The organism is Enterobacter soli (genome assembly GCF_964208575.1).
GTDB lineage: Bacteria > Pseudomonadota > Gammaproteobacteria > Enterobacterales > Enterobacteriaceae > Enterobacter > Enterobacter soli_A.
Window position 1 is genome coordinate 227,916 of the sequence record NZ_CAXOFU010000004.1, and the last position, 24,136, is coordinate 252,051.

Sequence of the window (24,136 nt, forward strand, 5' to 3'; positions counted from 1 at the left end):
TCGCCTTACCCGGCCTACGATTTTGTTGGCCCGTGCAAGCGTCGCGCCGCCGGGCACAATGATTTGTACGATATGCCGCTTTTTTATCCATCCCGCCCCGTTGTTTATTCTTATTTACATATCCCCGCGCTATGCTTAATGCCATCTTATTTGATGGATTTATGACTGATGTCGGTATTAACCAAAAACAGCGCACGGTTGCGCGATCAGGAGCGCGCGCGGCTCATCTGGCTTCTCACGACCGATAAAGCGGTCACCTCTGCACTACTCGGTAAACTGACCCTGGCTGAGCAATATGATGTCGGCACTTTATCCGACGATATTGCTGAGGTAGGTGCGCTGGTTGCTCATCTTCCTCCGCCGGATCTGGCGGATACCCTCGAAGCGCTGCCCTCGGAGGAGCGTCACGCCCTCTGGCGTCTGGTGCAGGATCACGAGCGCGGGCAGGTATTGCTTGAAGCTTCGGAAAACGTCTGGGATGACCTTATCGATGAGATGAGCGACCGGGATATTCTCGACGCGGTGCAGACGCTGGATATCGACGAGCAGATTTACCTCGTCCAGCACCTGCCGCGAAACCTGACCGGACGCCTGCTGGCCTCGCTGCCAGCCGACGAGCGCGCCCGGGTGCGCCAGGTGATGCACTACGAGAAAAACAGCGTCGGCGCGATCATGGAGTTTGGCGTCATCATGGTGCGTCCGGACGTCACGCTCGGCACCGTGCAGCGCTATCTGCGCCGTCTGGGCAAAATGCCGGACAACACCGATAAACTCTTCGTCACCTCCCGCGACAAAACGCTGTTGGGCGAGCTTGAGCTGAAAACCATCCTGCTGAACAGCGCCCAGAAGCGGGTGAGTGAAGTGATGGAAACGGAGCCGATGGTCTTCTCCCCGGAGGATGATGCGGAGAAAGCCGCGCGTACCTTCGAACGTGACGACCTTGTCAGCGCGGCGGTGGTGGACTCCGTGGGCAAACTGATGGGGCGTCTGACCATCGATGAGATCGTTGACGTGGTTTACGAAGAGACCGACAACGACCTGCGTGCTCTCGGCGGGATCAGCGCCGAAGACGACGTGCATGCCTCCGTTGGCAAGGCGGTGAAAACCCGCTGGGCGTGGCTCGCCATTAACCTCTGCACCGCGTTTATCGCCTCCCGCGTGATTGACGGTTTCGAACACACCATCTCCCAGCTGGTGGCGCTGGCCTCGCTGATGCCTATCGTGGCGGGGATTGGCGGCAACACCGGCAACCAGACCATCACCATGATTGTCCGCGCGCTGGCGCTGGAGAACATTCAGCCAGGCAACTTCACGTTTCTGATTTTACGCGAGATGGGCGTGGCGCTGATTAACGGTCTGGTGTGGGGCGGCATTATGGGCGGCATCACCTGGTGGCTTTATGACGACATGGCCTTAGGCGGGGTGATGATGCTGGCGATGGTGCTGAACCTGCTGGTGGCCTCGATGATGGGCGTCATCATTCCGCTGACCATGACCAGGCTGGGGCGCGACCCCGCGGTGGGGTCGAGCGTGATGATTACCGCCATTACCGATACCGGCGGCTTCTTTATTTTTCTGGGGCTGGCGACGGTGTTTCTGATGTAGGTTCATGCCTGCGCTTCAGCCGCGCGGGCACCATGAGGGTAATAATTATCCCGCCGAGTACGCCAATCGCCAGGTTGCCCGTGGTGACCGTCGCGGCAACGGTCACCAGCATCACCACCGTTTCGGCGAGGGGAACGCTTTTCAGCGTGGCAGGCTGAATGCTGTGCCAGCTAAAGGTCTTCACCGCCACGATCGCCATGATCCCCGCCAGCACGGCCATCGGGATTTTTGCCATTACCTCGCTAAGGGCCGTGACCAGCACCAGCAGCACCACGCCTGCGGCAATGGTCGATATGCGGCTGCGGCCCTTGCCCATCTCCACGTTTACGATGGTCTGGCCTATCATCGCGCAGCCCGCAATCCCGCCGTAGAAGCCAGCCATGATATTGCCGATGCCAAGCCCGATGCTCTCCCGGCGCTTGCTCGACGGCGTGGCGGTCAGTTCATCCACCAGTTTCGCCGTCAGCAGCGACTCCAGCAGCCCGACAAAGGCAATGCTTAGCGCGCACGGCCAGATAATGCTCAGGGTATGTAAATTCAGCGGCACCAGCAGCGCGGTAAAGCCCGGCAGGCCGCCGCTCATGGAGCCCTCATCGCCGACGGTCGGCAGGATTTGGCCGCTGGCGACGGTAAACAGGGTTAACAGCAAGATAGCGATTAACGGCGACGGGATGCTTTTCACAACGCGCGGCACCCACAGGACGATCAGCAGCGTCAGCACGAACAGGCCGACAATCAGCGGGCTTTTGCTCCAGAAGTGCGGCACCTGGGCAAAGAAAATCAAAATGCCGAGGGCATTCACGAAGCCGGTCATGACCGACTGCGGAATAAAGCGCATCAGCCGCGCCATCCCCAGCGCGCCAAACAGGATCTGAATGCCACCCGCCAGGATAACGGCGGGCAAAATGTACTGTACGCCGTGCTGGTGCACCATCGGGCCAATCACCAGCGCAACGGAGCCCGCCGCGGCCGTAACCATCGCCGGGCGGCCGCCCAGCACGGAAAGCACGAGGCACAGCACCACGGAGGCGATCAGGCTCACCTTCGGATCAACGCCCGCCACCACGGAAAACGAGATCACTTCCGGGATCAGCGCCAGGGCGGTGATGACGCCCGCCAGCGTTTCGCGCATAAACAGTTTTGGGGAGCGCAGGACTGCGGCGACCTGGCCTTCATGGGGTAGAGAAGAGTGTGGTAATGACATAACAATTCGCAGGTTAGGGCAGGCTTCCGTGCGCGCGATCACAAAGTGCAGCATAGTAGCCAGAAAACCCCTGTTTTGCCAGCCAGCGGGGTAATTCCCTACAAACAATCCATCATTAAATTTCACAATTACAATAATTTCGTAACCTTTAAACAATATTTAAAAGTTGCTACCGTTCCCCCCGCAGCTTTTTTCACCTGCAATTTCCACGCATAAAGCACTTTTCAACTAAGGCATAAATTATGAAAAAAATGACTGCCATGCTCTTTTCTCTGGCGGTAGGGCTGAACGCTATCCCTATGGCAGCGAAAGCCGACGCACCAAAAGAGCAGGAAACGGACGTCCTTTTAATTGGCGGCGGCATCATGAGCGCCACGCTGGGAACCTATCTGCAAGAGCTGCAGCCGGACTGGTCGATGACCATGGTCGAGCGTCTGGACGGCGTCGCGCAGGAGAGCTCTAACGGCTGGAACAACGCCGGTACGGGGCACTCGGCACTGATGGAACTGAACTACACGCCGCAGAAGAAGGACGGTTCCATTAGTATCGAGAAGGCGGTAGAGATCAACGAAGCGTTTCAGATCTCCCGTCAGTTCTGGTCACACCAGGTCAACAGCGGCGTGATGCACGATCCGCACTCTTTCATTAATACCGTGCCGCACATGAACTTCGTGTGGGGCGATCAAAACGTGAACTTCCTGCGCGCGCGCTACGCCGCCCTGCAGCAGAGCACCCTGTTCCGCGGCATGAAATACTCTGAAGATCATGCGCAGATCAAAGAGTGGGCGCCGCTGGTCATGGAAGGGCGCGATCCGAATCAGAAAGTGGCTGCGACCCGCACTGAAATCGGCACCGATGTGAACTACGGTGAAATCACCCGCCAGCTGGTGGGCGCGCTGAAGAAAAAAGAGAACTTTAACCTGCAGCTCAGCACCGAAGTGCGCGGCTTTAAGCGCAACGCGGACAACAGCTGGAGCGTGACGGTTGCCGACCTGAAAAACAACGAAGCCGAACATGTCATCAAGGCGAAGTTCGTCTTTATCGGTGCGGGCGGCGCGGCGCTGAAGCTGCTGCAGGAGTCCGGTATTCCTGAGGCCGACGACTACGCGGGCTTCCCGGTGGGCGGTCAGTTCCTGGTGTCTGACAACCCGGAAGTGGTGAATCGTCATCTGGCGAAAGTGTACGGTCAGGCCTCCGTTGGCGCACCGCCAATGTCGGTTCCGCACATCGATACCCGTATTCTTGACGGTAAGCGCGTGGTGCTGTTCGGGCCGTTCGCGACCTTCTCCACCAAGTTCCTGAAAAACGGCTCTCTGTTCGATCTGCTGAGTGCGACAACCACCTCTAACTTCAAGCCGATGGTGAACGTGGGGCTGGATAACTTCGATCTGGTGAAATACCTGATTAGCCAGGTGATGCTCTCAGATGACGATCGCTTCGAAGCGCTGAAGGAGTACTACCCGCAGGCGAAGAAAGCAGACTGGCGTCTGTGGCAGGCGGGCCAGCGCGTGCAGATTATCAAACGCGATCCGAAAGAGGGCGGCGTGCTGCGTCTGGGTACCGAGGTGGTGAGCGATAAAGAAGGCACCATTGCTGCGCTACTGGGGGCTTCTCCGGGGGCATCCACCGCGGCGCCAATCATGCTGCACCTGATGGAAAAAGTGTTTAAAGATAAAGTCGCCAGCCCGGAATGGCAGGCGAAGCTGAAAACCATCATTCCATCCTACGGTACGAAGCTGAACGGCAACGTGGCCGCGACGGAGCAAGAGCTGGAATACACCAGCCGCGTTCTGCAGCTGCAGTACGTGAAGCCGCAGGCTGTGGACGAAGCACCGAAGGCAGAGCTTAAGCCTCAGCCGGAAAACAAACCGGTTGCGGATATCGCCCTGTAATAAAAAAAACGGTAACTTCGGTTACCGTTTTTTTTTGCTCCCTCCCGCGTGGAAGAGAGGTGGGCAGAGAATGCCGTATTAACGTACTGTCGCCTGCTGGACGTTATCTTCCGCTTTCCACACGCGATATTTCACGTCGATGTTTTCCGGCGTATAGACCACGATTGGCAGCTTGCTGTTGTAGCGCAGCAGGCTATTGTCGCCCAGATACGCGGTAATAAATTTCTTCTCTTTCTTACCGTCCGGGCACGCCATCATGGTCGATACCGGAGAGGTCACTTTGTCGAAGACGTAGTAGTCATAGCCCCAGCCTTCCAGGGTTTTGCTTTCCAGCTGACCGCCCAGACGGTGCTGGTTACAGTCGACTTCCAGCGTTTGCCCGAGCAGCAGCTCAACCTTGTAGTTCGCTTCATCCTGCTGGGCCGGCAGCTGAATGACCTGACGTTTCATCCCGCTTTCCGCTTTCGGATAAGGCGCCACTTTTTCCAGCGGCTGCACGGGCGTTTGGTCGGCGAAGGCGCTGGTGCTAACGCACGCGGCGGCAATCAGGGCAAGAGCAAATTTAGGTGCGTTTTTCACAGTCATTCCTTTATGTCAAAACGATCCTGAGAAGATTAGCATAATGCAGGTGAATGGTTGGATGGATTTACCTAGATTTTCATTTCATTCAGTTAAATAAACTGCTTTTTAGGAATAAAGCTGGTTGATAATGCTGGTGTGGAGTCGAAGGGGAGATCGTGTTAGTGTTAGCGCTTAATAATGTTATTCATCTGTAAAGGAAAGAGAGACATGGTTCGCGCAAAACTGAAAACACCTGAAGGCCGTAAGTTTTTACTGGCGCTGTTCGTTGTGTTTATGATTGCTGCCGCAGGAGTAGGGCGAGCAACCATCGTCGGCGTCATCGAGCAGTACAACATTCCACTCTCCCAGTGGACGACCAGCATGTACGTCCTGCAATCCGCGATGATCTTCGTTTACAGCCTGGTGTTTACCGTTCTGCTGGCTATCCCGCTGGGGATATTTTTCCTTGGTGGGCGCGATAAGCACTGAGTATTCGTTCAAAACAAAAAAGCCAACTCTTGAGGTTGGCTTTTTTTATATTTTTGGTCGGCACGAGAGGATTTGAACCTCCGACCCCCGACACCCCATGACGGTGCGCTACCAGGCTGCGCTACGTGCCGACGCATAAAAAGAATACTACTCGATTCGTTTTTGATTGCAAGGGAAGTCCGCGCTAACTGATTTAAAATTAATCAGTTAGCGATAAAGCGCTTCTCATCCGTCAGCACCTGCAGCAGCAGGCTGAGCTGCGGTTTTTGATCGCGCAATCTCTCGCCCTGCAGGTTGTACGTCTGGTAATTGCCGTTGCTGTTCAGCACCAGGGTCAGCTCCGGCGTGGTAACGGCCAGCGTGTTGTTCCCGGCGGCGGTCACCCAGTTGTGGCGACGGGTTGCGCTAAACAGATCCTGCCCCTGCGAATACTCGTTCGCTGGCGTGCTTACGTGCAGCAGGCGTTGCATCAGCGTGGTCATGACGTCTTTATGGTCGGTCAGCATACTAATTTGCTGCGCCGGCGTGCCCGGCCAGTGGATCACCAGCGGGACGTGCAGGTTAGGGCGCGACCAGCTCATGCTCTTGTTTTCGTCACCCAGCGGCACGCCGTGACCGGCGGTAATGATGACCACGGTGTTATCCAGCTTGCCGGACTCGCGCAGCGCGGCCAGCACGCGGGAAATTTGCGCGTCAACATCACCTGCAGCGCGGCTGTAGCGGCGGGCAAACCCTTTCTGGTTGCTGTCGTCGAGCGTCGTGCCGTTAAAGGCAACCCAGGAGAACCAGCGGTTATCTTCCTGCGCGTAGCGCTGGAGCCAGTTTATCCACTGGTTCGCGGTCTGCTGGTCGGACTGGCTCTGGGCCGCAGGCAGCGAGAAGTCGGAGAGCAGCGCCTGACGATACAGGGAACTGTTAAAGCCGTCCGAAGAGAACAGACCTAGCTGGTAACCCTGCTGGTTCAGGCCCGTAATGAGCGCGGCAGGGATACGCGCCGACAGCACGCCATCCATATAGCCAGCAGAAATACCGTAAAACAGGCCAAAGATCCCGGCATCGGTGGTGGTGCCTGAACTCATATGCTGCGTAAATGACACGTTCTGATTCGCAAACTCAGCAAGGGCTGGCATCTGCTTTTCATAGCGCGAGTAGTTCAGGCCATCGACGGTGATCAGCAGAACGTTTTGACCCCGGCCCATATCGCGGTAGCGCAGGTCGCTCAGCGGATACTGAACGGTAACCGCTTCCGGATTGCCTTGCTCCACCAGACGACGCTGATACTCCTGCGCATCCAGCAGGCCGTGTTTTTCAAGGAAGCGGCGCGCCGTCATTGGGTAAGAGAGCGGCAGGTTGGCGCGCTGCATGGTAATCGGGCGATAGAAATTCGCATCCGCCCAGATGTACATGATGTGCGAGCTAATAAACGAAACGAAAAACAGCGCCGCGACGGGCTTCGCGTAGTGGCGACGTCGGGTCAGACTGCGGAGCTTTTGCCAGCTCCAGGTCGCAAACAGCATCTCAATCAGCAGGATCACCGGCACGCTGATAAACATCAGCTGCCAGTCTCGGGCGGTTTCGTTCTGGTCGGGGTTAATCACCAGTTCCCAGACGATGGGATTGAGATGGAGGTGAAAACGGGTAAAGACTTCGCTGTCGATCAGCAGCAGCGTCATGCCAGCCGTCGCGAGGATGGCGGACAAGAACCGCATCAGGCGCTGCGACATGACGATAAACGTCAGGGGGAACAGAATCAGCAGGTAGGTGGCGAAAACCAGAAAGCTAAAGTGCCCGACGACGCTCATCCAGGAGTAGATACGCCCGGTTAACGTGGTCGGCCAGTCCGCCACAAACAGATAACGGCAGCCAAGCACCATGGCCAACAGAATGTTGAACAAGGCAAACCAGTGCCCCCAGCTAACCATCTGGGAGACTTTTTCACGGTAGCGCTGACGATTCGTCACCATAAACTGTTGTTCGTTTCCCTTAATGAGCCTTGTCGTCGCTTACGGATGACTGCAGGGCCTGGGCGAAAGATTTGGCGATCGCCTGACGCTGAGCCGGAGCAACGCTGGTATTGATAAGGTTGGTAACCATATTTCCCAACACCATCAGGGAAAGATCGGTTGGCGTTTTATGTTTTTCCAGTACGTTGACCAGCTCACTGAGCAGTTGTTCAACGTGTTCATCACTGTAGCGGGAATGTTGTGGCATAAATCAAAATCAGTTCGTGGATGAAAGGGCAACATATTACCGTAGCAACAGCTTTTTTTCCCCTTTTTTATCTCTGTGTTGCACACATGCGTTGGTGGTGGTTGAATACCGCCCGGTCTAAAAGGAGAGTTTATCATGAGTCTGGATATCAACCAGATTGCCTTGCACCAGCTTATCAAGCGTGATGAGCAAACCCTTGAAGTGGTGCTGCGCGATTCGTTACTTGAACCAACGCCGACCGTTGTAGAAATGATGGCGGAACTGCATCGCGTCTATAGCGCTAAAAATAAAGCCTACGGCCTGTTTAGCGAAGAGAGCGAACTGGCGGATAGCCTGCGCCTTCAGCGCCAGGGCGAAGAAGATTTTCTGGCGTTCAGCCGCGCGGCAACCGGGCGTCTGCGCGATGAGCTGGCGAAATACCCGTTTGCGGACGGCGGCATTGTTCTGTTCTGCCAGTATCGCTATCTGGCGGTGGAATATCTGCTGGTTACCGTGCTGAACAATTTAAGCAGTATGCGCGTGAATGAGCAGCTGGATATCAGCTCCACGCACTATCTGGACATCAACCATGCCGATATCGTGGCGCGTATTGATTTAACCGAGTGGGAAACCAACCCGGAATCCACGCGCTACCTGACCTTCCTGAAAGGGCGCGTTGGGCGCAAGGTGGCTGATTTCTTCATGGACTTCCTCGGCGCGAGCGAAGGTCTGAACGCCAAGGCGCAGAACAAAGGTCTGCTGCAGGCGGTTGATGACTTCACCGCCGAAGCGCAGCTCGACAAATCAGAGCGCCAGACCGTGCGTCAGCAGGTTTACAGCTACTGCAACGAGCAGCTGCAGGCGGGCGAAGAGATTGAGCTGGAGTCGCTCTCCAAAGAGCTGGCGGGCGTCAGCGAAGTGAGCTTCCAGGAATTCACTGCCGAGAAAGGCTACGAGCTGGAAGAGAGCTTCCCGGCGGATCGCAGTACGCTGCGTCAGCTGACGAAGTTTGCCGGTAGCGGCGGTGGCTTAACGATTAACTTTGATGCCATGCTGCTGGGCGAACGCATCTTCTGGGATCCGGCGACCGACACCCTGACGATTAAGGGCACGCCGCCGAACCTGCGCGATCAGCTGCAGCGCCGCTCGTCGGGTGGTAAATAGCAGCCATAAAAAAACCCCGCAGAAGCGGGGTTTTTCTCGACAGGTTTGCGATTACGCGCGAACGAAGTCGATGTGAGTCAGTTTTGGCTTGAACGCGTGACGCTGAACAGCCTGAACTTTCACTTTTTCTTCTTTACCGTTAACAACGATAGTCAGAACTTCGCTGTAGAATTCAGCTTTAGTCTGCAGGTTCCACACTTTGTCGTGATCCAGTTCGATTGCAACTGGAGCAGCTTCGCCACCGTAAACGATAGCCGGGAACTTGTTAGCGGTACGCAGGCGGCGGCTCGCACCCTTACCCTGCACGTTACGTACTTCTGCTTCGATAGTAAACATTGATTTCTCTCTGTATTTAAGACCCCACTACAGGCGACCCAGCAGCAGGTGAATGTTCTGCCTCACGGATGTGAAGCGGGCGGCATTTTATACTCAAATGCCCCTCACATCAACGAAAAGTCCCGCTAACCGCGCAATTCATTTGCCCGGCGAAAACGTCCTTCGTAGTCGAAAACCTTCTCGCGCACCTGCCAGTACTGGCCTTTCATGCGGGCGACCACGAAATCGGGATGGCGCAGCAGCGCCTGCTGATGGAGGATATCCGCCGCGGTGATCCAGCGCAGCGGCACGCCGGGCGTGCGGGTGTGCGGGCGAATAAAGAGCTGCTCGAACGCGGTGCGCTGGGCGGGCGTGTGCAGGCGAAAGCGCTCGCTCACGTCCGCGCCATCCTCATCGTAGTAGGTGATTTTTAGCCACTCGCCTTTTTCATCCGCCCCCGTTTGCAGATCCATACCGGAACATCGCAGCACCAGCGCGTCTTTTAACTTCAGCGCCGCCTTGAGCATGTCGTCCGGGTCAACCAGCACCGTGTCACACTCCCGGCAGCGACGCGCGGCGATGTCGTTTTCCGCATTACACTGCGGACAGTTTTTAAAGCGGAAACGAAAATCGCACTGCTCGCGATGCCCGTCGTCATCTTCAAACCAGCCCTGACAGCGGCGGCCAAAGTGCTCAATCAGCGTGCCGTCGGCGGTGGTTTTGCCCCAGAAGGTGTTGGCAAACCCGCAGGCGGGGCAGAACACCTGCACCGGCACGTTGTCACTTTTGCCTTTCGGCGTGCCGACCTCCGGCGAGTAAAGGTCGTGCGGGTTCCCGGCGTAATCGAGGATCAGACAGTCGGTTTTGCCCGGTGCCAGGCGTAGTCCGCGCCCGACAATTTGCTGGTACAGGCTGACCGATTCGGTCGGGCGCAGGATCGCAATCAGGTCAACGTGCGGCGCATCAAACCCGGTCGTTAATACCGATACGTTCACCAGATAGCGGAATCGCTGCGCCTTAAAGGCCTCAATTAACCGGTCGCGCTCGGGGCCCGGCGTTTCGCCGGTGATCAGCGCCGCGTCATCGGCGGGAAGCAGCCCGGTGATTTCCCGGGCGTGCTCCACGGTGGCGGCAAAAATCATCACTCCCCTGCGGGTCTGGGCGAACTCTTCAATCTGGCTGACGATGTGCGGGGTAATGCGCTGCTGCTTTTTCAGCTCGTGGTTAAGGTCTGCTTCGCTGAACAGGCCGTTGCTCTGCGCCTGCAGGCGGCTGAAATCGTACTGCACTACCGGCATATCCAGGCGCTCCGGTGGCGTCAGGTAGCCGTGCTTGATCATGTACCGCAGCGGAAGTTCATAAATGCAGTCGCGGAACAGTGCCTTCTCATTGCCGCGCACCATCCCGTGATAGTGGAACTGATAAATCCAGCCTTTGCCCAGGCGAAACGGCGTGGCGGTCAGCCCCAGAAGACGTAAGTGAGGGTTCACCTCTTTCAGGTGAGTGAGGATTTGCTGATACTGGCTGTCGTCGTCATCGCTGATGCGGTGACATTCGTCGACGATCAGCAGCGAAAACTCGCCGCGAAAGTGCTCCAGATTCCGCGCCACCGACTGCACGCTGCCGAACACCACTTTGCCGTGGCTCTCCTTACGCTTTAATCCGGCGGCGAAGATATCCGCTTCCAGGCCCAGGGCGCAATACTTAGCGTGGTTTTGCGCCACCAGCTCTTTCACGTGAGCAAGCACCAGCACGCGCCCGCGGGCCACGCGCGCCAGCTCGGCGATGACCAGGCTTTTGCCTGCGCCGGTCGGCAGCACGATGGCCGCGGGCTCTGTGTGTTTGCGAAACCAGGCGAGGGTGGCGTCAACGGCTTCCTGCTGATAGGGGCGAAGTGTAAAAGTCATGGGTTCTCAGTTTGGTTAACTCGCACATAGTATGCCACGAAACTTTTTCCCTTGAGTGGCGCGACCAGACCATTATACTGAACCGTTCTTGACTGCTTCTTTTTTTACGGACGCGTCGTCCGACTTCCAGCACCATTAAGGCTAAAAAGATTTCATGCGACTTGATAAGTTTATCGCTCAGCAACTCAGCGTTAGCCGCGCTATTGCCGGGCGTGAAATTCGCGCCAGCCGCGTTACCGTGGATGGCGACATTGTAAAAGACACCTCTTTCAAACTTCAGCCTGAACATCAGGTCGAGTACGAAGGCAATCCGCTGACCCAGCAGCATGGCCCGCGCTATTTCATGCTCAACAAGCCGGAAGGCTACGTCTGCTCAACGGACGACCCGGATCACCCGACGGTGCTCTATTTTATCGACGAACCGGTTGCCCATAAGCTCCACGCGGCGGGACGTCTGGATATCGACACCACCGGTCTGGTGCTGATGACCGACGACGGTCAGTGGTCGCACCGCATTACCTCTCCGCGCCATCATTGCGAAAAAACCTATCTGGTGACCCTCGAATCCCCGGTTGCCGATGACACGGCAGAACAATTCGCCAACGGCGTTCAGCTGCATAATGAGAAAGACCTCACCAAACCGGCGGTGCTCGAAGTCATCACCCCGACCGAAGTGCGTCTGACCATCAGCGAAGGGCGCTACCACCAGGTAAAACGCATGTTTGCGGCGGTGGGAAACCACGTAGTCGGCTTACACCGTGAACGTATCGGCGCGATTGAACTCGATCCGGAGCTGGAGCCAGGTGAATACCGCCCATTAACGGAAGAAGAAATCGCCAGCGTCGGACTCCCTTCGCGCTAATTTCAGGAGAACTCTGTGACCACCAGGCCACACTCGTCGTTCAAAATCGTCTTCATTCTTGGCCTGCTGGCCATGCTGATGCCGCTCTCCATCGATATGTATCTGCCCGCGCTGCCGGTGATTTCCGAGCAGTTTGGCGTTCCGGCGGGCAGCGCGCAGATGACGCTCAGCACCTATATTCTCGGCTTTGCGATTGGCCAGCTGCTGTATGGCCCCATGGCCGACAGCCTCGGGCGTAAGCCGGTGATTCTGGGCGGAACGCTGGTGTTCGCGGGCGCGGCGGTGGCCTGTGCCCTTGCGCAGACTATCGATCATCTGATTATCATGCGCTTTTTCCACGGCCTGGCGGCTGCGGCGGCGAGCGTGGTGATCAACGCCCTGATGCGCGATATTTATCCGAAAGAAGAGTTTTCGCGCATGATGTCGTTCGTCATGCTGGTCACCACCATCGCGCCGCTGATTGCGCCGATGGCGGGTGGGGCGGTGCTGGTGTGGTTTAGCTGGCACGCGATTTTCTGGATCCTGGCGCTTGCCGCGCTGCTGGCGTCGGCGATGATCTTCTTCTTTATTGATGAAACCCTGCCGGTTGAGCGGCGTCAGAAGTTCCACATTCGTACCACAATGGGGAATTTCGCCTCGCTGTTTCGCCACAAGCGCGTGCTGAGCTATATGCTGGCAAGCGGCTTTAGCTTTGCCGGGATGTTCTCCTTCCTGAGCGCCGGGCCGTTTGTGTACATCGAGCTTAACCACGTTTCGCCGCAGCACTTCGGCTATTACTTTGCGCTAAACATTGTGTTCCTGTTTATTCTGACCATCATCAACAGCCGCTTTGTCCGGCGGGTGGGGGCGCTGAACATGTTCCGCGCCGGGCTGTGGATCCAGTTTGTGATGGCTATCTGGCTGGTGGTGACGGCCTGGTTCGACGTGGGGTTCTGGACGCTGGTGCTGGGCGTGGCGGCGTTTGTGGGATGCGTTTCGATGATCTCATCCAACGCGATGGCGGTTATTCTGGATGAATTCCCGCACATGGCGGGAACGGCGTCATCCCTGGCCGGGACGTTCCGGTTTGGTATCGGCGCGATTGTTGGTGCGCTGCTCTCGATGGCAACCTTCAACACCGCCTGGCCGATGCTGTGGGCCATCGCCTTCTGCGCCACCAGCTCGATCCTCTTCTACCTGTACGCCAGCCGGCCGCGTAAAACGGCACGCTAGCGCATCAAAAGGCCCGTAACGGGCCTTTTTTCTTGATACACATCAACCAAAGCGTTGTTCGTTTACCCTGTGTTTGTTTCTTTTATGTAAAATATATTTGTGTAAAAAGTCACGTCATTGTATTTAAAAAGGTTGAGTTAGATCGCAGAAACGGGTACATATAGCGCCGACGCCAGCCTGTAACGCCTATAAAAACTGCCGAATAGTGCAGGTTAACGATGATGTGTTACTATAAATGTAAATAAATTGTGAAGTAAATTTTGCTTCCGGGGATCGAACGTGAATACATTACAACTCTCCATTGTCCATCGCTTGCCCCAGAGCTATCGCTGGTCGGCGGGTTTTGCAGGTTCAAAAGTTGAACCGATTCCGCAAAACGGCGCCGGGTGCGAGAATTGTCTGGTCGCCCTAAAGCTGCTGAGCCCGAGCGATGAAAACGCATGGCCGGTCATGGAACGCCTGAGCCAGGCGCTGACCGATATCGAAGTGGATAGCTCCGTGCTGGAGTGCGAAGGCGAGCCGTGCCTGTTTGTGAAAAGCCAGGACGAATTCGCCGCGACCTGCCGTCTGAAAAACTTTGGCGTGGCGATTGCCGAGCCGTTTTCCGGGCAATATCCCTTCTAGGCGCTAGCTTAACGCTAACAGCTGGCGCGTGTAGCTCTGCGTCGGCGCAGCGAACACGTGCCGGCACTCTCCCTGCTCAACGACCTCTCCCTGCCGCAACACAATCACCTGATGGCATAGCGCCCGCACCACCTGTAAATCGTGGCTGATAAAGATATAGGCCAGCCGATGCTTTTCCTGTAGTCCTTTCAGGAGCGCCAGGATCTGCGCCTGCACGGTTCTGTCCAGCGAGGACGTTGGCTCGTCTAAGACGATCAGCTCCGGCTTGAGGATCAGCGCGCGGGCAATCGCGATGCGCTGACGCTGGCCGCCCGAAAACTCGGCGGGGTAGCGATGCCGCGTGCCCGGATCCAGCCCAACTTCCTCCATCGCGCTCATCACCTCCTGCTCGCGCTGCGGCGGCGTAAGGTCAGGGCGATGCACGCGCAGTCCCTCTTCGATAATCTGCAGCACGCTCAGGCGCGGGTTAAGCGAAGAGTTCGGATCCTGAAACACCACCTGCATCCGCGGGCGCACGGGCAGCATCTGGCGGCGGTTGCGGCTGTGCAGCGCCATGCCGTCAAACAGAATGTCCCCTTTCGAGGCGATCAGGCGCAGCAGCGCCAGACCGGTAGTGCTCTTGCCGGAACCCGACTCGCCCACCAGCCCCAACGACTCGCCCGGTCGCAGGGTGAAGCTAATATTCTTCAGCACCGGATTTTCATCCACCACGCGCCGCAAGATGCCCCTGCGGATGGGGAACGACACCGCCAGATTATCAACGCGCAGCAGCGGCGCACCGCCCGGCGGGAGAGGTACCGGGTCGCCAGACGGCTCGCTGTCGAGCAGGCGGCGGGTGTAAGGGTGCTGAGGGTCGGCCAGCAGCGTGCGGGCGCTGTTCTGCTCGACGCAGCGGCCGTTTTGCATGACGGCAACGCTGTCGGCCAGTTTTTTCACGATGCTCAGATTGTGGGTGATGAACAGCAGGCTCATGTTCAGCTCGTCGCGCAGCTCCCGCAGCAGCTGGAGAATCTGCGCCTGCACGGTGACGTCCAGCGCCGTCGTGGGCTCATCGGCGATCAGCAGCTCCGGGCGCGTGAGCAGGGCCATCGCAATCATCACGCGCTGGCGCTCGCCGCCGGAAAGCTGGTGCGGGAAGTCCGTCAGCCGTTTTGCCGCGTTGCTAATGCCCGTGCGCTCAAGACAGTCGAGGATCTCCCCCCGCGCCGCCTCTTTGCGCATGCCCCGGTGCAGCGACAGCACCTCGTACAGCTGCTTTTCCAGGGTATGCAGCGGGTTTAGGGAAACCATCGGCTCCTGAAAAATCATGGCGATTTTGTTGCCGCGAATGCCGCGCAGGGTGTGTTCGTCTGCGTGCAGCAGCGACGCGCCGTGGAACAGGATATCCCCCTGCGGATAGCTCACCGGCGGGGAGGGCAGCAGGCGCAGCACCGAGAGCGCCGACACGCTCTTGCCCGAGCCGGACTCGCCCACCAGCGCCAGGGTTTCACCACGCTGGATGTGCAGCGACAGATCGCTGACCACGGTATTGGTTTCGCCCTGCCTGGAGAACGCAATCGACAGATTGTCGATACTGAGTAGAGGCTGCGTCATCTTATACCGCCTTGTTGGGATCGAAGGCATCGCGCACGGCTTCGCCAATGAAAATCAGCAGCGAGAGCAGAACTGCTACGGAGAGAAACGCGGTAATGCCAAGCCAGGGCGCCTGCAGGTTGTTCTTGCCCTGGAGCAGTAATTCGCCCAGCGACGGCGAGCCGAGCGGCAGCCCGAAGCCGAGAAAATCGAGCGAGGTCAGCGTGGTGATAGAGCTGCACAAAATAAACGGCAGGAAGGTGAGGGTCGCCACCACCGCGTTCGGGAGCATATGGCGGAAGATAATCCCGCGATCGCTCACCCCCAGCGCCTGCGCGGCGCGGATATAGTCGAAGTTGCGGGTACGCAGGAACTCCGCGCGCACCACGCCGACCAGCGCCATCCAGCCGAAAAGCACGGTAATCGCCAGCAGCCACCAGAAGTTAGGCTGCACCACGCTTGAGAGCAGGATGATTAAAAACAGGGTCGGCATGCCCGACCAGACCTCAATGAAGCGCTGTCCCCAGAGGTCGATTTTACCCCCGTAGTAGCCCTGAACCGCGCCCGCGACTACGCCCATCACGCTGGAAAAGAGCGTCAGCATCAGGCCAAACAGAATGGAGATCCGCGTGCCGTAGAGGATACGCGCCAGCACGTCGCCGCCGTTGGCATCCGTTCCCAGCCAGTTTTGCGCGGAGGGCGGGGAAGGGAAGGGGGCGGTGGTGGCGTAGTTGATGCTGTTGGCGCCAAAGCGCACCGGCGCCCACAGCGCCCAGCCGTGCTGGTCAATCTGGTCGCGCAGCCACGGATCCTGATATTGCGCCGGCGTCGCGAACGGGCCGCCGAAATCGCTCTCGCTGTAGTTTTTCAGCACGGGCACGTACCAGCGGTCGTTAAAGTGGACCAGCAGAGGCTTATCGTTGGCAATCAGCTCTGAGCACATGCTCAGGACGAAGACCACGGCGAAGATCCACAGCGACCAGTAGCCGCGGCGGTTGTGGCGAAAACGAGCCCAGCGGGCCTGGTTAACGGGGCTTAAGCGCGACATCAGCGACCCTCGAAATCAATGCGCGGATCGACCAGCGTATAGCTGATATCGCTGATGATATTCAGCAGCAGGCCAATCAGGGTGAAAATATAGAGCGTGCCGAACATCACCGGGTAATCGCGCGACACGGTGGCCTCATAGCCCAACAGGCCAAGGCCGTTCAGGGAGAACATCACCTCAATCAGCAGCGAACCGGTGAAAAACATGCTGATAAAGGTCGCCGGGAAGCCGGCAATCACCAGCAGCATGGCGTTGCGAAAAACGTGCTTCCACATGATCTGCTTTTCGCTCACCCCTTTGGCTCTGGCGGTCACCACGTACTGCTTGCGGATCTCATCCATAAAGGCGTTTTTGGTCAGCATCGTCAGGGCGGCAAATCCGCCAATCACCGTTGCCAGCACGGGAAGCGTGATGTGCCAGAGATAGTCGGTGATTTTTTTGTACCACGGCAGGCTGCTGAAATCGGCTGACACCAGCCCGCGCAGCGGGAAGATGTCGAAGTAGCTCCCGCCCGCGAAAAAGACGATCAGCAGAACCGCAAACAGGAAGGCCGGGATCGCGTAGCCGACGATAATCAGCGTGCTGCTCCAGATATCGAAACGGCTGCCGTTGTACACCGCCTTGCGGATCCCGAGCGGGATCGACACCAGATAGATAATCAGCGTGCCCCACAGCCCAAGGGTGATGGACACCGGCAGGCTTTGTTCGATCAGGCTCAGCACCGAGGCGCTGCGAAACAGGCTGTCGCCGAAATCAAAGCGCACGTAATCCCAGAGCATTTTGAAGTAGCGCTCGTGCAGAGGCTTATCGAAGCCGTAGCGGTGGGTGATCTCGGCGATCACCTCCGGATCAAGGCCGCGGCCGCCGCGATAGTTGCTTTCGCTGATGTTTCTGGTGCCGGTTCTGGCGTGGGTTGCCCCCAGCCCTTCACCGCCCCCGCCGGGCATCGCGCCCTGGTGACCAAATTCAATGGCGGCAATCGCCTGGTCCACCGGGCCGCCGGGGGCAATTTGCACGATAAAAAAGTTAATGGTGATAATCGCCCACAGCGTGGGGATCACCAGCAGTAAACGGCGAACTAAGTAAGCACCCATCTCGATCCCTTACCGCCGCTCTGCGGGTAATTTTGCGGCTTTATTGACGTCATACCACCAGGTATCGAACCCCAGGGAATAGATGGGGCGCACGGATGGCTGAGAGAATTTATCCCAACGGGCAAGGCGGTCTTCGCCCATGTACCACATCGGCAGCATGTAGTAGTTCCAGGTTAACACCCTGTCCAGGGCGCGTCCCAGCGGCAGCAGCTTGCTTTTATCGCCCTGCGCCGCAACGATTTTGGCGATCAGCGCGTCGATAGCCGGGCTTTTTACCCCGGGGGCGTTATAGGACGAATTAATGTAGCTGGAGGCCCACGAGATCTGCAGATCCGTGCTCGGCCACGGCATGGCCTGCCACAGGCGCGGCATCATGTCGTAATCGCGGCTGCGCATGCGGTTGGTTACCTGGGCAATATCCACCTGGCGAATCTCCATGCTAATCCCCAGGCGGCTCAGATTCTGCTTAAACGGCAACACCCACTGGTCATTACCGCCCGACGGCAGCAGCAGCTCAAAGCTGAGCGGTTTGCCCGTTTGCGCGTTAACCCGCTTTTGATTCTTCAACACCCAGCCCGCGTCATCCAGCAGCCTGCTGGCTTTCAGCAGGTTTTCGCGATCGAAGCCTTTACCGTCGGAGGCCGGTGGCTCAAAGACGTGGGTAAACACCTCGGGCGGGATTTCCGCCTTCAGCGGCGCGAGCAGGGTCAGCTCATCGGCGTCGGGATAGCCCCGCGCGGCATACTCGGTATTCTGGAAATAGCTGTTAGCGCGGCTGTAGGCCCCGTAAAACAGCGCTTTGTTCATCCATTCGAAATCAAAGGCCAGGGTAATGGCTTCGCGAACCCGGCGGTCGGTGAACACCGGACGCTGAATATTAAACGCCAGCCAGCGCGTGTCCTGCGCCGACGCGTTCTTGTGCTCATCCTTGACGATGTAGCCATTGGCAAAGTTTTTCCCGATATAGCGCGTGGCCCAGTTTTTAGCGCTGCTTTCCACGCGCATGTCAAAGGCGCCTGCTTTAAACGCCTCGAACGCCACGTTGTCATCGAGATAGTAATCGTAGCGAAGGGTGTCGAAGTTCCAGCGCCCGCGGTTTACCGGCAGATCCGCCGCCCAGTAGTCCTTGACGCGGGAATAGACCACGTACTGTCCCATCCGCCAGTCGGTGATGCGATAGGGCCCGCCCGCCAGCGGCGGCGTGGAGATGGGGTCGCTCAGCTTGTGGGCTTTCCAGAATGACTCCGGCATGACGGGGAGGGTGAACAGGCTGAGCATGTTCTCTTTGTTCGGCTCGGTCAGTTCGATACGCACGGTCAGCGGGGCGATGGCCTTCACCGTGGCGCCTTTATACACCAGGCGGAACTGCGGCACACCTTCGGTCATGAATTTATGAAACGTAAAGGCGACATCGCTGGCCTTAACCGGCGTGCCGTCGTGAAAGCGGGCCCGCGGGTTTATCGCGATTTCAGCCCAGGAGAAGTCATCGGCGTAGCGGACGTTCTCTGCCACCAGCGGATAGTAACTACCCGGCTCATCGTCAGAGGTGACAAAAAGCGTATCGTAAAGGGATTCGGTGCGCGCCGCCGCCACGCCCCGCAGGGCGAAGCGGTTGAAGTTATCGAAGGTGCCGATGGCCGACAGCGTGACGTTTCCGCCTTTGGGCGCCGCGGGGTTAACGTAGTCGAAATGCGTAAAGTTAATGGCGTACTTCGGCTCGCCCAGCACGGCAAACGCATAGCTTTCTTTGATGGTTTGCGTCTGGCCGGAAAAACTCACCAGCGCCAGCAGCATCAGTACGGAGCGCATAAACATCTCGCGGCGTTTCCCTCTTTTATTCTGAATCATGCGCCTCGGCGCACGTTGTTAAGCTGAATAATAAGTGACGCCGCCGCGGTTGTGAAATTATTCACTGCCCGGCGGCACGTCCGGCTGCCAGTTTTTGAACTGCTCCAGCGGCATCGGGCGGCTGATCCAGTAGCCTTGCAGGAACTGAACCCCGTGCTCACGCAGCCAGGCCGCCTGTTCAGGCGTTTCAACGCCTTCAGCAACCGTGTACATATTTAACCGCCTTGCCAGGGTCAGCACGGCGTCCAGCACCGGGGAGGTGACGGTTTCGGTCCCGATCGCGTTCACAAAGCCCCGGTCAATCTTCAGGTAGTCCATGGTGAAGCGCTCAAGGTAAATCAGCGCGCTGTGCCCGGTGCCGAAGTCGTCGATCGCGATTTCAAAACCTTCGCGATGGAGCCACTCGAAAAGCTGGTTGGCCTCGCGCTGCTGGATCATGTCGCGTTCGGTGATTTCCAGCACGGTCTGGAAATGATCCGGCGGCAGCGCAGCGTTAAAGGCGCGCATGTCCTCTTTAAAACCGTCGGAATGCAGATGGCCAGGGGCAATGTTAATGCCGAGCTTGGCGCCCGGCGGCAGCAGGGTTTGCAGCACCGGCGCGTCTTTAATGATCAGATCGAAAAGGTGCAGCGTCAGCGGGACAATCAGCTTCTGCGCTTCGGCAAAATTGATAAACGCATCCGGCGGGATTTCGCCCATCACCGGATGTTTCCAGCGCATCAGCACTTCAACGCCCCGCATTTTAAGCTCTTTGGCATCCACTACCGGCTGATAGACCACGTAAAACTGATCGCGCTTAATGGCGGTTAAAATTTCTTTACCCGGATTCAGGCGGATGGTCAGGATATAGAAATTCAGCGATCCGGCGGCAATCCCGCACACCAGGCCAAAGAGGATCGCAAACAGGATCTCATCCGTCGTCCACCGCTCGGCGTACAGGTTAATCGTAAGAGGGATGTCCTTCAGGGTGGCGGTGCGGGCAGGGGCCTGATGTAAATCCTGCGCGTTCACCAGCGCGTCCGAGCTGGTGGATAGCGCGTACTTGCCGATAATCACCGCAATGCCGGTGAACTCGTCCTGACGCGCGGTATAGATGAGATACGGCGTGAGGTTGAGATTGACCGAGGTGAACACGCCGCCGTCCTTCACCAGCGGGTTTCGGTACCAGATCGCGATGGCGGGCGTTTTAGGTAGCATGGGCGTGCCGGGCAGAAGCGCCATATCAACCGGCTTGCTGATGTGCAGCTCGGGGATCAGCTCCTCCATCGGGACGTTCATCGCCCCGGTGGCCGAGGAGCAAAACGCATTCTTATCGCGCACCAGCAAAAAAGCGCGAACGTTCAGGCTAAAGGCGGCGCGGGAGGTTAATTCCGCGCTGACGTCGTGGCAGTTATTCAGCGTCAGCGGCTGGAGGGTATCGATAGAGGTTTTCAGCTCGCCGAAATAGCTTTCCATGTACACGCGTAAATCGAGGATTAACGCATCGAATTTGGCTTCCCGCTTGTGGTCGCTCCAGAAAAACTGCAATGTCCCGAGCAGAAGGGCGATGAATAAGCCGGTGAGAATACTGAGCGTCAGTATCTTGCGGTTACTGGAGAAGTAGCGGGTAAACATAGAGGTTGTCGTTCCTGGATTACCATCTGCGCCGCCGGGACGGCTAAACTTACGTAATTACAAGACTATAGCCTGGAATAGCATTAAGCGTATTTCGGGTGACAGGCAAAAAAAAACACTGCCGGAGCAGTGCTTTTTTTTATCGTGTTACCAGCCAAGGGATAACCGGCAACATGACAGATTAACTGCGGGTCAGAACGCGGCGCGCTTCGTTGTAACGCTTCTTCCAGTAAGGTTCATTCATACTGGAGATGGTCACACCGCTGCTGGTGGAGGCATGAACAAACTGGTCGTTACCAATGTAGATGCCAACGTGTCGACCTGTAGAACCGGCTTTGAACAGGACTAAATCACCTGTGCGCAGTTTGGTACGCGAAATCGACTTGCCCATCTCCTGCTGTTCATAAGTTGAACGCGGAAGATCTAACCCAAATTGCTCGCGGAATGTACGCTGTACGAAACCGGAACAATCGATGCCTTTTTTAGTGCTGCCGCCAAGACGATAGCGCACGCCTTTCCAGTCAGCATACTGGTCCATAATGCGGGACTTCACGTCCAGATTACGTACCATATTTTCAAATTCATCCTGAGAGGCTTGCAGTGAAGAGGAATCTTCCATTCCCACAACACGCGTCTCAGGATGCATATTCTTCGCGGTGTTCGTTGTACTACAAGCTGAAAGCAGAACCGCCACTGCAATCGCCGGGATGCCCCGCAAGATATATCTCAAAATCGGTTGAGATTTGACCATTTTGTTTATTTTCCCTTGAAGTCCTTAACGATAAATATCGTTATAAAAATGCCAAACGTGACGAGACTAATTATCTGTTCACAATGAGACAATTCTTTATGGTCAATTTTGTGGAACAACGCACAATTTTATTCACCGTGAGAATAATTGTCTCTATGGGGCAAAACGAGTTCGAGAGTAACCGATTGCAAGGGGTATTGCGAGCAAAAATAACCGTTTTTTTATAAGAAAAAGTGATACAGAAAGTGAATAAATCGATTTGCTCAAAATGCCGTCAATTTAGGTTAAAAATCGCGCAACGCGTTCATTTTTATCACGAATAAGATGACGGGAGTATGACAACACGGGCGGGAAACAGTGAAAAAAACAGCAGGGATCGAAAATGATCCCTGATGGATGGTGTTAATTAACGTTATTTATTTGTTTTTAATTTGTTGCGTTCTGCCCGGCAGAAAACGGTCAAACAGGGCAATCAGACGATCGCTCAGCGGCGTAATCAGGCACCACGGCAGCGCAATCAACGCAACGGAAAGCGAGCCGACGGCAATATCGGTGAACCAGTGCGCGCCAATCATTACCCGCGGGAAGGCAAAAACCACAACAATAATCAGGGCTATGGCGAAGGCTTTTTTACCGAAATAACGCAGCATGATTGCGGAAAAAATAAGCAGCATCATGCCGTGATCGCCCGGGAAACTGTCTTTGGACGCATCTTTCGTTGGAATATGCAGCAATTCACTGACGCGATGAATATCGGTGAAAAACAGCGTCGGGCTTGAACGCTTAACCGGAATAATGGCGGTCGCCAGCTGATTAATAATCACCGCGAAAAGCAGCATCACCAGACCAATAATCAGAATACGTCTGCGGCCTGCTTTATCTTCTTTAAGCCAGAAAGAGAGCATTAATGCGCCCATTGCCAGCAGGGAGCAGCCGTCGAACGCGCGATTATTGGTGATGGCCACCAGCCACAGAAACGCCTGACTTTTCACCAGCGCTTCATTGAAGAAGTGAAAAATCGCGGAGTCCAGCGGGAACCAAAAACCATGATCCACGGGCAGATACCAGGAGAAAAAGAGCGCAAAGCCAGCGGCGTTAAGCAGCAAAATCAGGGGAAATCGAGTTGTCATCATTATTCTGCAGGCAGTGAAATCAGGGGCAACGTTAGCCGCCCAAAGTTAAACGAAGCTTCAACAGGCTGGACTGAAGTGCGTTCCAGTCGGTGTTAAGCGCACTAATTAACTCTATACGACTATCCGGCGGCGCGACATTTTGCGTTTCAATGAAAAAGTCTTCCCCCTGGCGGTTGATCCTCACCAGCCCGTCCGGGGTGCGCATAATGCCTTTAACGCGCTCGACCGGAGCGAGTCTGGCCCATTCCAGAATACCGATGGTGTCAAAAACCGTGTCGGCATCAAAAATCCAGCCGCAGGCCTGATGGCCTTGGCCGCCGTTCAGGTTGCGACGCCAGCGCTGGTGCTCGGGCAAGCTCAGCGCCGCCAGGCCCTGCTTCACGCTATTGCCGTGGCTGTGCGCCGCGCTGGCTGGGAGTTCTGTCTGGTTCAGGCGCGGGAGATCGAGCAGGGCGCTCTCGAGATTGCCCTGAGTGGTTTGAACATACTGACGCCCGCCGCCCGCCTGCTGCCACCAGGCGTCAAATGCGGCCTGGCTTTCTGGCGTGGCGCGATCCGCCTTGTTGGCGACGATGATATCCGCGCAGGCGAGCTGGTCGCGGAAGTTTTCGTTGTTCACGGCTTTTTCATCAAGCAGCTGGCGCGGGTCGAGCAGGCACAGGGTAGCGCGCAGGTCGATCCACGGCTCGTAAACCGGGGCGGTGAGCAGGTCAAGGATCTGCTTTGGATGGCCAAGCCCGGTGGGTTCAATCAGCAATCTGTCCGGCTTGCCCTGGCGCAGTAGGGTATTCAGCCCCACCTGCATGGGTAAACCATTCACGCAGCACATGCATCCACCGGGGATCTCTTTAATCATCGCGCCGCTGTCGGCCAGCAGTGCGCCATCGATGCCGACCTCGCCAAATTCGTTAACCAGTACGGCCCATTTTTCCGCCGGATCTTTATTTGCCAGCAGGTGAAGAATAGAGGTGGTTTTACCGCTGCCGAGAAAGCCGGTGATGAGGTTGGTTTTGGTCACGTGCGCTCCAGATAATCGTGTGATGCTGTAACA

At 56.8% G+C, this 24,136-nt stretch carries 21 protein-coding genes and 1 tRNA gene; 7 read left to right on the top strand and 15 right to left on the bottom strand.

What is annotated here, in order from left to right:
• Positions 1–168: 168 nt before the first annotated feature.
• On the top strand, positions 169–1,605 hold the full coding sequence (gene mgtE / locus AB6V08_RS05905; protein WP_368541805.1) for a magnesium transporter: 1,437 nt from the start codon (positions 169–171) through the stop codon (positions 1,603–1,605).
• Here mgtE and AB6V08_RS05910 read toward each other — a convergent pair.
• Positions 1,568–2,863 (bottom strand): SulP family inorganic anion transporter, encoded by a 1,296-nt coding sequence (locus tag AB6V08_RS05910; protein WP_368541806.1) that lies wholly within the window; start codon positions 2,861–2,863, stop codon positions 1,568–1,570. The two genes, mgtE and AB6V08_RS05910, sit on opposite strands and share 38 nt — an antisense overlap.
• A gap of 188 nt (positions 2,864–3,051) precedes the next feature.
• On the opposite strand from AB6V08_RS05910, the gene mqo reads away from it, so the two are divergent.
• A complete protein-coding gene (gene mqo / locus AB6V08_RS05915) occupies positions 3,052–4,701 on the top strand; it encodes a malate dehydrogenase (quinone) (protein ID WP_368541807.1) in 1,650 nt (549 codons plus the stop codon).
• 78 nt (positions 4,702–4,779) lie between these two features.
• Here the strand turns inward: mqo and eco are convergent, their stop codons facing one another.
• A complete protein-coding gene (gene eco, locus AB6V08_RS05920) occupies positions 4,780–5,280 on the bottom strand; it encodes a serine protease inhibitor ecotin (RefSeq protein ID WP_368541808.1) in 501 nt (166 codons plus the stop codon).
• 210 nt (positions 5,281–5,490) lie between these two features.
• On the opposite strand from eco, the gene AB6V08_RS05925 reads away from it, so the two are divergent.
• Entirely contained in the window at positions 5,491–5,751 is a 261-nt protein-coding gene (locus AB6V08_RS05925) for a DUF2534 family protein (RefSeq protein WP_368541809.1), read from the top strand.
• A gap of 54 nt (positions 5,752–5,805) precedes the next feature.
• Here the strand turns inward: AB6V08_RS05925 and AB6V08_RS05930 are convergent.
• The 3 genes from AB6V08_RS05930 to AB6V08_RS05940 all read right to left on the bottom strand — a co-directional run bounded on the left by AB6V08_RS05930 (position 5,806) and on the right by AB6V08_RS05940 (position 7,962).
• Positions 5,806–5,882, bottom strand: a tRNA-Pro gene (locus AB6V08_RS05930).
• A gap of 72 nt (positions 5,883–5,954) precedes the next feature.
• On the bottom strand, positions 5,955–7,715 hold the full coding sequence (yejM, locus tag AB6V08_RS05935) for an LPS biosynthesis-modulating metalloenzyme YejM (protein WP_368541810.1): 1,761 nt from the start codon (positions 7,713–7,715) through the stop codon (positions 5,955–5,957).
• 19 nt (positions 7,716–7,734) lie between these two features.
• Positions 7,735–7,962, bottom strand: a complete 228-nt coding sequence (locus AB6V08_RS05940) for a YejL family protein (protein WP_112012582.1) — start codon at positions 7,960–7,962, stop codon at positions 7,735–7,737.
• 135 nt (positions 7,963–8,097) lie between these two features.
• Here AB6V08_RS05940 and yejK point away from each other — a divergent pair, with 135 nt between their 5' ends.
• Positions 8,098–9,105, top strand: a complete 1,008-nt coding sequence (gene yejK, locus AB6V08_RS05945) for a nucleoid-associated protein YejK (protein ID WP_368541811.1) — start codon at positions 8,098–8,100, stop codon at positions 9,103–9,105.
• 51 nt (positions 9,106–9,156) lie between these two features.
• Here the strand turns inward: yejK and rplY are convergent, their stop codons facing one another.
• Complete coding sequence (gene rplY / locus AB6V08_RS05950) at positions 9,157–9,441, bottom strand: 50S ribosomal protein L25 (RefSeq protein ID WP_368541812.1); 285 nt, start codon at positions 9,439–9,441, stop codon at positions 9,157–9,159.
• Between the two features lie 125 nt (positions 9,442–9,566).
• Positions 9,567–11,327, bottom strand: coding sequence for a DEAD/DEAH box helicase (locus AB6V08_RS05955; RefSeq protein ID WP_368541813.1), 1,761 nt, complete (start codon positions 11,325–11,327; stop codon positions 9,567–9,569).
• A gap of 154 nt (positions 11,328–11,481) precedes the next feature.
• On the opposite strand from AB6V08_RS05955, the gene rsuA reads away from it, so the two are divergent.
• The 3 genes from rsuA to AB6V08_RS05970 all read left to right on the top strand — a co-directional run bounded on the left by rsuA (position 11,482) and on the right by AB6V08_RS05970 (position 14,025).
• Positions 11,482–12,189, top strand: a complete 708-nt coding sequence (gene rsuA, locus AB6V08_RS05960; RefSeq protein ID WP_368541814.1) for a 16S rRNA pseudouridine(516) synthase RsuA — start codon at positions 11,482–11,484, stop codon at positions 12,187–12,189.
• Between the two features lie 15 nt (positions 12,190–12,204).
• A complete protein-coding gene (locus AB6V08_RS05965; protein WP_368541815.1) occupies positions 12,205–13,401 on the top strand; it encodes a Bcr/CflA family multidrug efflux MFS transporter in 1,197 nt (398 codons plus the stop codon).
• Between the two features lie 279 nt (positions 13,402–13,680).
• Positions 13,681–14,025, top strand: a complete 345-nt coding sequence (locus AB6V08_RS05970) for a YejG family protein (protein WP_368541816.1) — start codon at positions 13,681–13,683, stop codon at positions 14,023–14,025.
• A gap of 3 nt (positions 14,026–14,028) precedes the next feature.
• On the opposite strand, the gene yejF is transcribed toward AB6V08_RS05970, so the two are convergent.
• From yejF to AB6V08_RS06010, 8 genes are all read right to left on the bottom strand, one after another.
• Entirely contained in the window at positions 14,029–15,618 is a 1,590-nt protein-coding gene (gene yejF / locus AB6V08_RS05975; RefSeq protein ID WP_368541817.1) for a microcin C ABC transporter ATP-binding protein YejF, read from the bottom strand.
• Position 15,619: 1 nt separating this feature from the next.
• Positions 15,620–16,645, bottom strand: coding sequence for an ABC transporter permease (locus AB6V08_RS05980; RefSeq protein ID WP_368541818.1), 1,026 nt, complete (start codon positions 16,643–16,645; stop codon positions 15,620–15,622).
• Positions 16,645–17,739, bottom strand: coding sequence for a microcin C ABC transporter permease YejB (locus AB6V08_RS05985; RefSeq protein ID WP_368541819.1), 1,095 nt, complete (start codon positions 17,737–17,739; stop codon positions 16,645–16,647). Before AB6V08_RS05985 ends, AB6V08_RS05980 begins: the two co-directional genes overlap by 1 nt.
• A gap of 9 nt (positions 17,740–17,748) precedes the next feature.
• Positions 17,749–19,554 carry an extracellular solute-binding protein gene (locus AB6V08_RS05990; protein ID WP_368541859.1) on the bottom strand — a complete coding sequence of 602 codons (1,806 nt, stop codon included), beginning with the start codon at positions 19,552–19,554 and terminating at the stop codon, positions 17,749–17,751.
• A gap of 90 nt (positions 19,555–19,644) precedes the next feature.
• Complete coding sequence (locus AB6V08_RS05995; RefSeq protein ID WP_368541820.1) at positions 19,645–21,201, bottom strand: cyclic di-GMP phosphodiesterase; 1,557 nt, start codon at positions 21,199–21,201, stop codon at positions 19,645–19,647.
• A 181-nt stretch (positions 21,202–21,382) separates the two neighbouring features.
• Positions 21,383–21,952 carry a bifunctional murein DD-endopeptidase/murein LD-carboxypeptidase gene (gene mepS, locus AB6V08_RS06000; protein ID WP_368541821.1) on the bottom strand — a complete coding sequence of 190 codons (570 nt, stop codon included), beginning with the start codon at positions 21,950–21,952 and terminating at the stop codon, positions 21,383–21,385.
• Between the two features lie 416 nt (positions 21,953–22,368).
• Entirely contained in the window at positions 22,369–23,082 is a 714-nt protein-coding gene (locus AB6V08_RS06005) for a phosphatase PAP2 family protein (protein ID WP_368541860.1), read from the bottom strand.
• A gap of 34 nt (positions 23,083–23,116) precedes the next feature.
• Entirely contained in the window at positions 23,117–24,103 is a 987-nt protein-coding gene (locus tag AB6V08_RS06010) for a GTP-binding protein (RefSeq protein WP_368541822.1), read from the bottom strand.
• Positions 24,104–24,136 lie beyond the last annotated feature (33 nt).

Excerpts from the sequence above, each read along its gene's own strand:
- rsuA (WP_368541814.1), top strand. The coding sequence starts at position 11,482 with ATGCGACTTGATAAGTTTATCGCTCAGCAACTCAGCGTTAGCCGCGCT.
- AB6V08_RS05940 (WP_112012582.1), bottom strand. The coding sequence starts at position 7,962 with ATGCCACAACATTCCCGCTACAGTGATGAACACGTTGAACAACTGCTC.
- AB6V08_RS05955 (WP_368541813.1), bottom strand. The coding sequence starts at position 11,327 with ATGACTTTTACACTTCGCCCCTATCAGCAGGAAGCCGTTGACGCCACC.
- AB6V08_RS05985 (WP_368541819.1), bottom strand. The coding sequence starts at position 17,739 with ATGGGTGCTTACTTAGTTCGCCGTTTACTGCTGGTGATCCCCACGCTG.
- rplY (WP_368541812.1), bottom strand. The coding sequence starts at position 9,441 with ATGTTTACTATCGAAGCAGAAGTACGTAACGTGCAGGGTAAGGGTGCG.
- AB6V08_RS05910 (WP_368541806.1), bottom strand. The coding sequence starts at position 2,863 with ATGCTGCACTTTGTGATCGCGCGCACGGAAGCCTGCCCTAACCTGCGA.
- mgtE (WP_368541805.1), top strand. The coding sequence starts at position 169 with ATGTCGGTATTAACCAAAAACAGCGCACGGTTGCGCGATCAGGAGCGC.
- AB6V08_RS05925 (WP_368541809.1), top strand. The coding sequence starts at position 5,491 with ATGGTTCGCGCAAAACTGAAAACACCTGAAGGCCGTAAGTTTTTACTG.
- mepS (WP_368541821.1), bottom strand. The coding sequence starts at position 21,952 with ATGGTCAAATCTCAACCGATTTTGAGATATATCTTGCGGGGCATCCCG.
- yejM (WP_368541810.1), bottom strand. The coding sequence starts at position 7,715 with ATGGTGACGAATCGTCAGCGCTACCGTGAAAAAGTCTCCCAGATGGTT.
- AB6V08_RS05990 (WP_368541859.1), bottom strand. The coding sequence starts at position 19,554 with ATGTTTATGCGCTCCGTACTGATGCTGCTGGCGCTGGTGAGTTTTTCC.
- yejF (WP_368541817.1), bottom strand. The coding sequence starts at position 15,618 with ATGACGCAGCCTCTACTCAGTATCGACAATCTGTCGATTGCGTTCTCC.
- mqo (WP_368541807.1), top strand. The coding sequence starts at position 3,052 with ATGAAAAAAATGACTGCCATGCTCTTTTCTCTGGCGGTAGGGCTGAAC.
- AB6V08_RS06005 (WP_368541860.1), bottom strand. The coding sequence starts at position 23,082 with ATGACAACTCGATTTCCCCTGATTTTGCTGCTTAACGCCGCTGGCTTT.
- yejK (WP_368541811.1), top strand. The coding sequence starts at position 8,098 with ATGAGTCTGGATATCAACCAGATTGCCTTGCACCAGCTTATCAAGCGT.
- AB6V08_RS05995 (WP_368541820.1), bottom strand. The coding sequence starts at position 21,201 with ATGTTTACCCGCTACTTCTCCAGTAACCGCAAGATACTGACGCTCAGT.
- AB6V08_RS05980 (WP_368541818.1), bottom strand. The coding sequence starts at position 16,645 with ATGTCGCGCTTAAGCCCCGTTAACCAGGCCCGCTGGGCTCGTTTTCGC.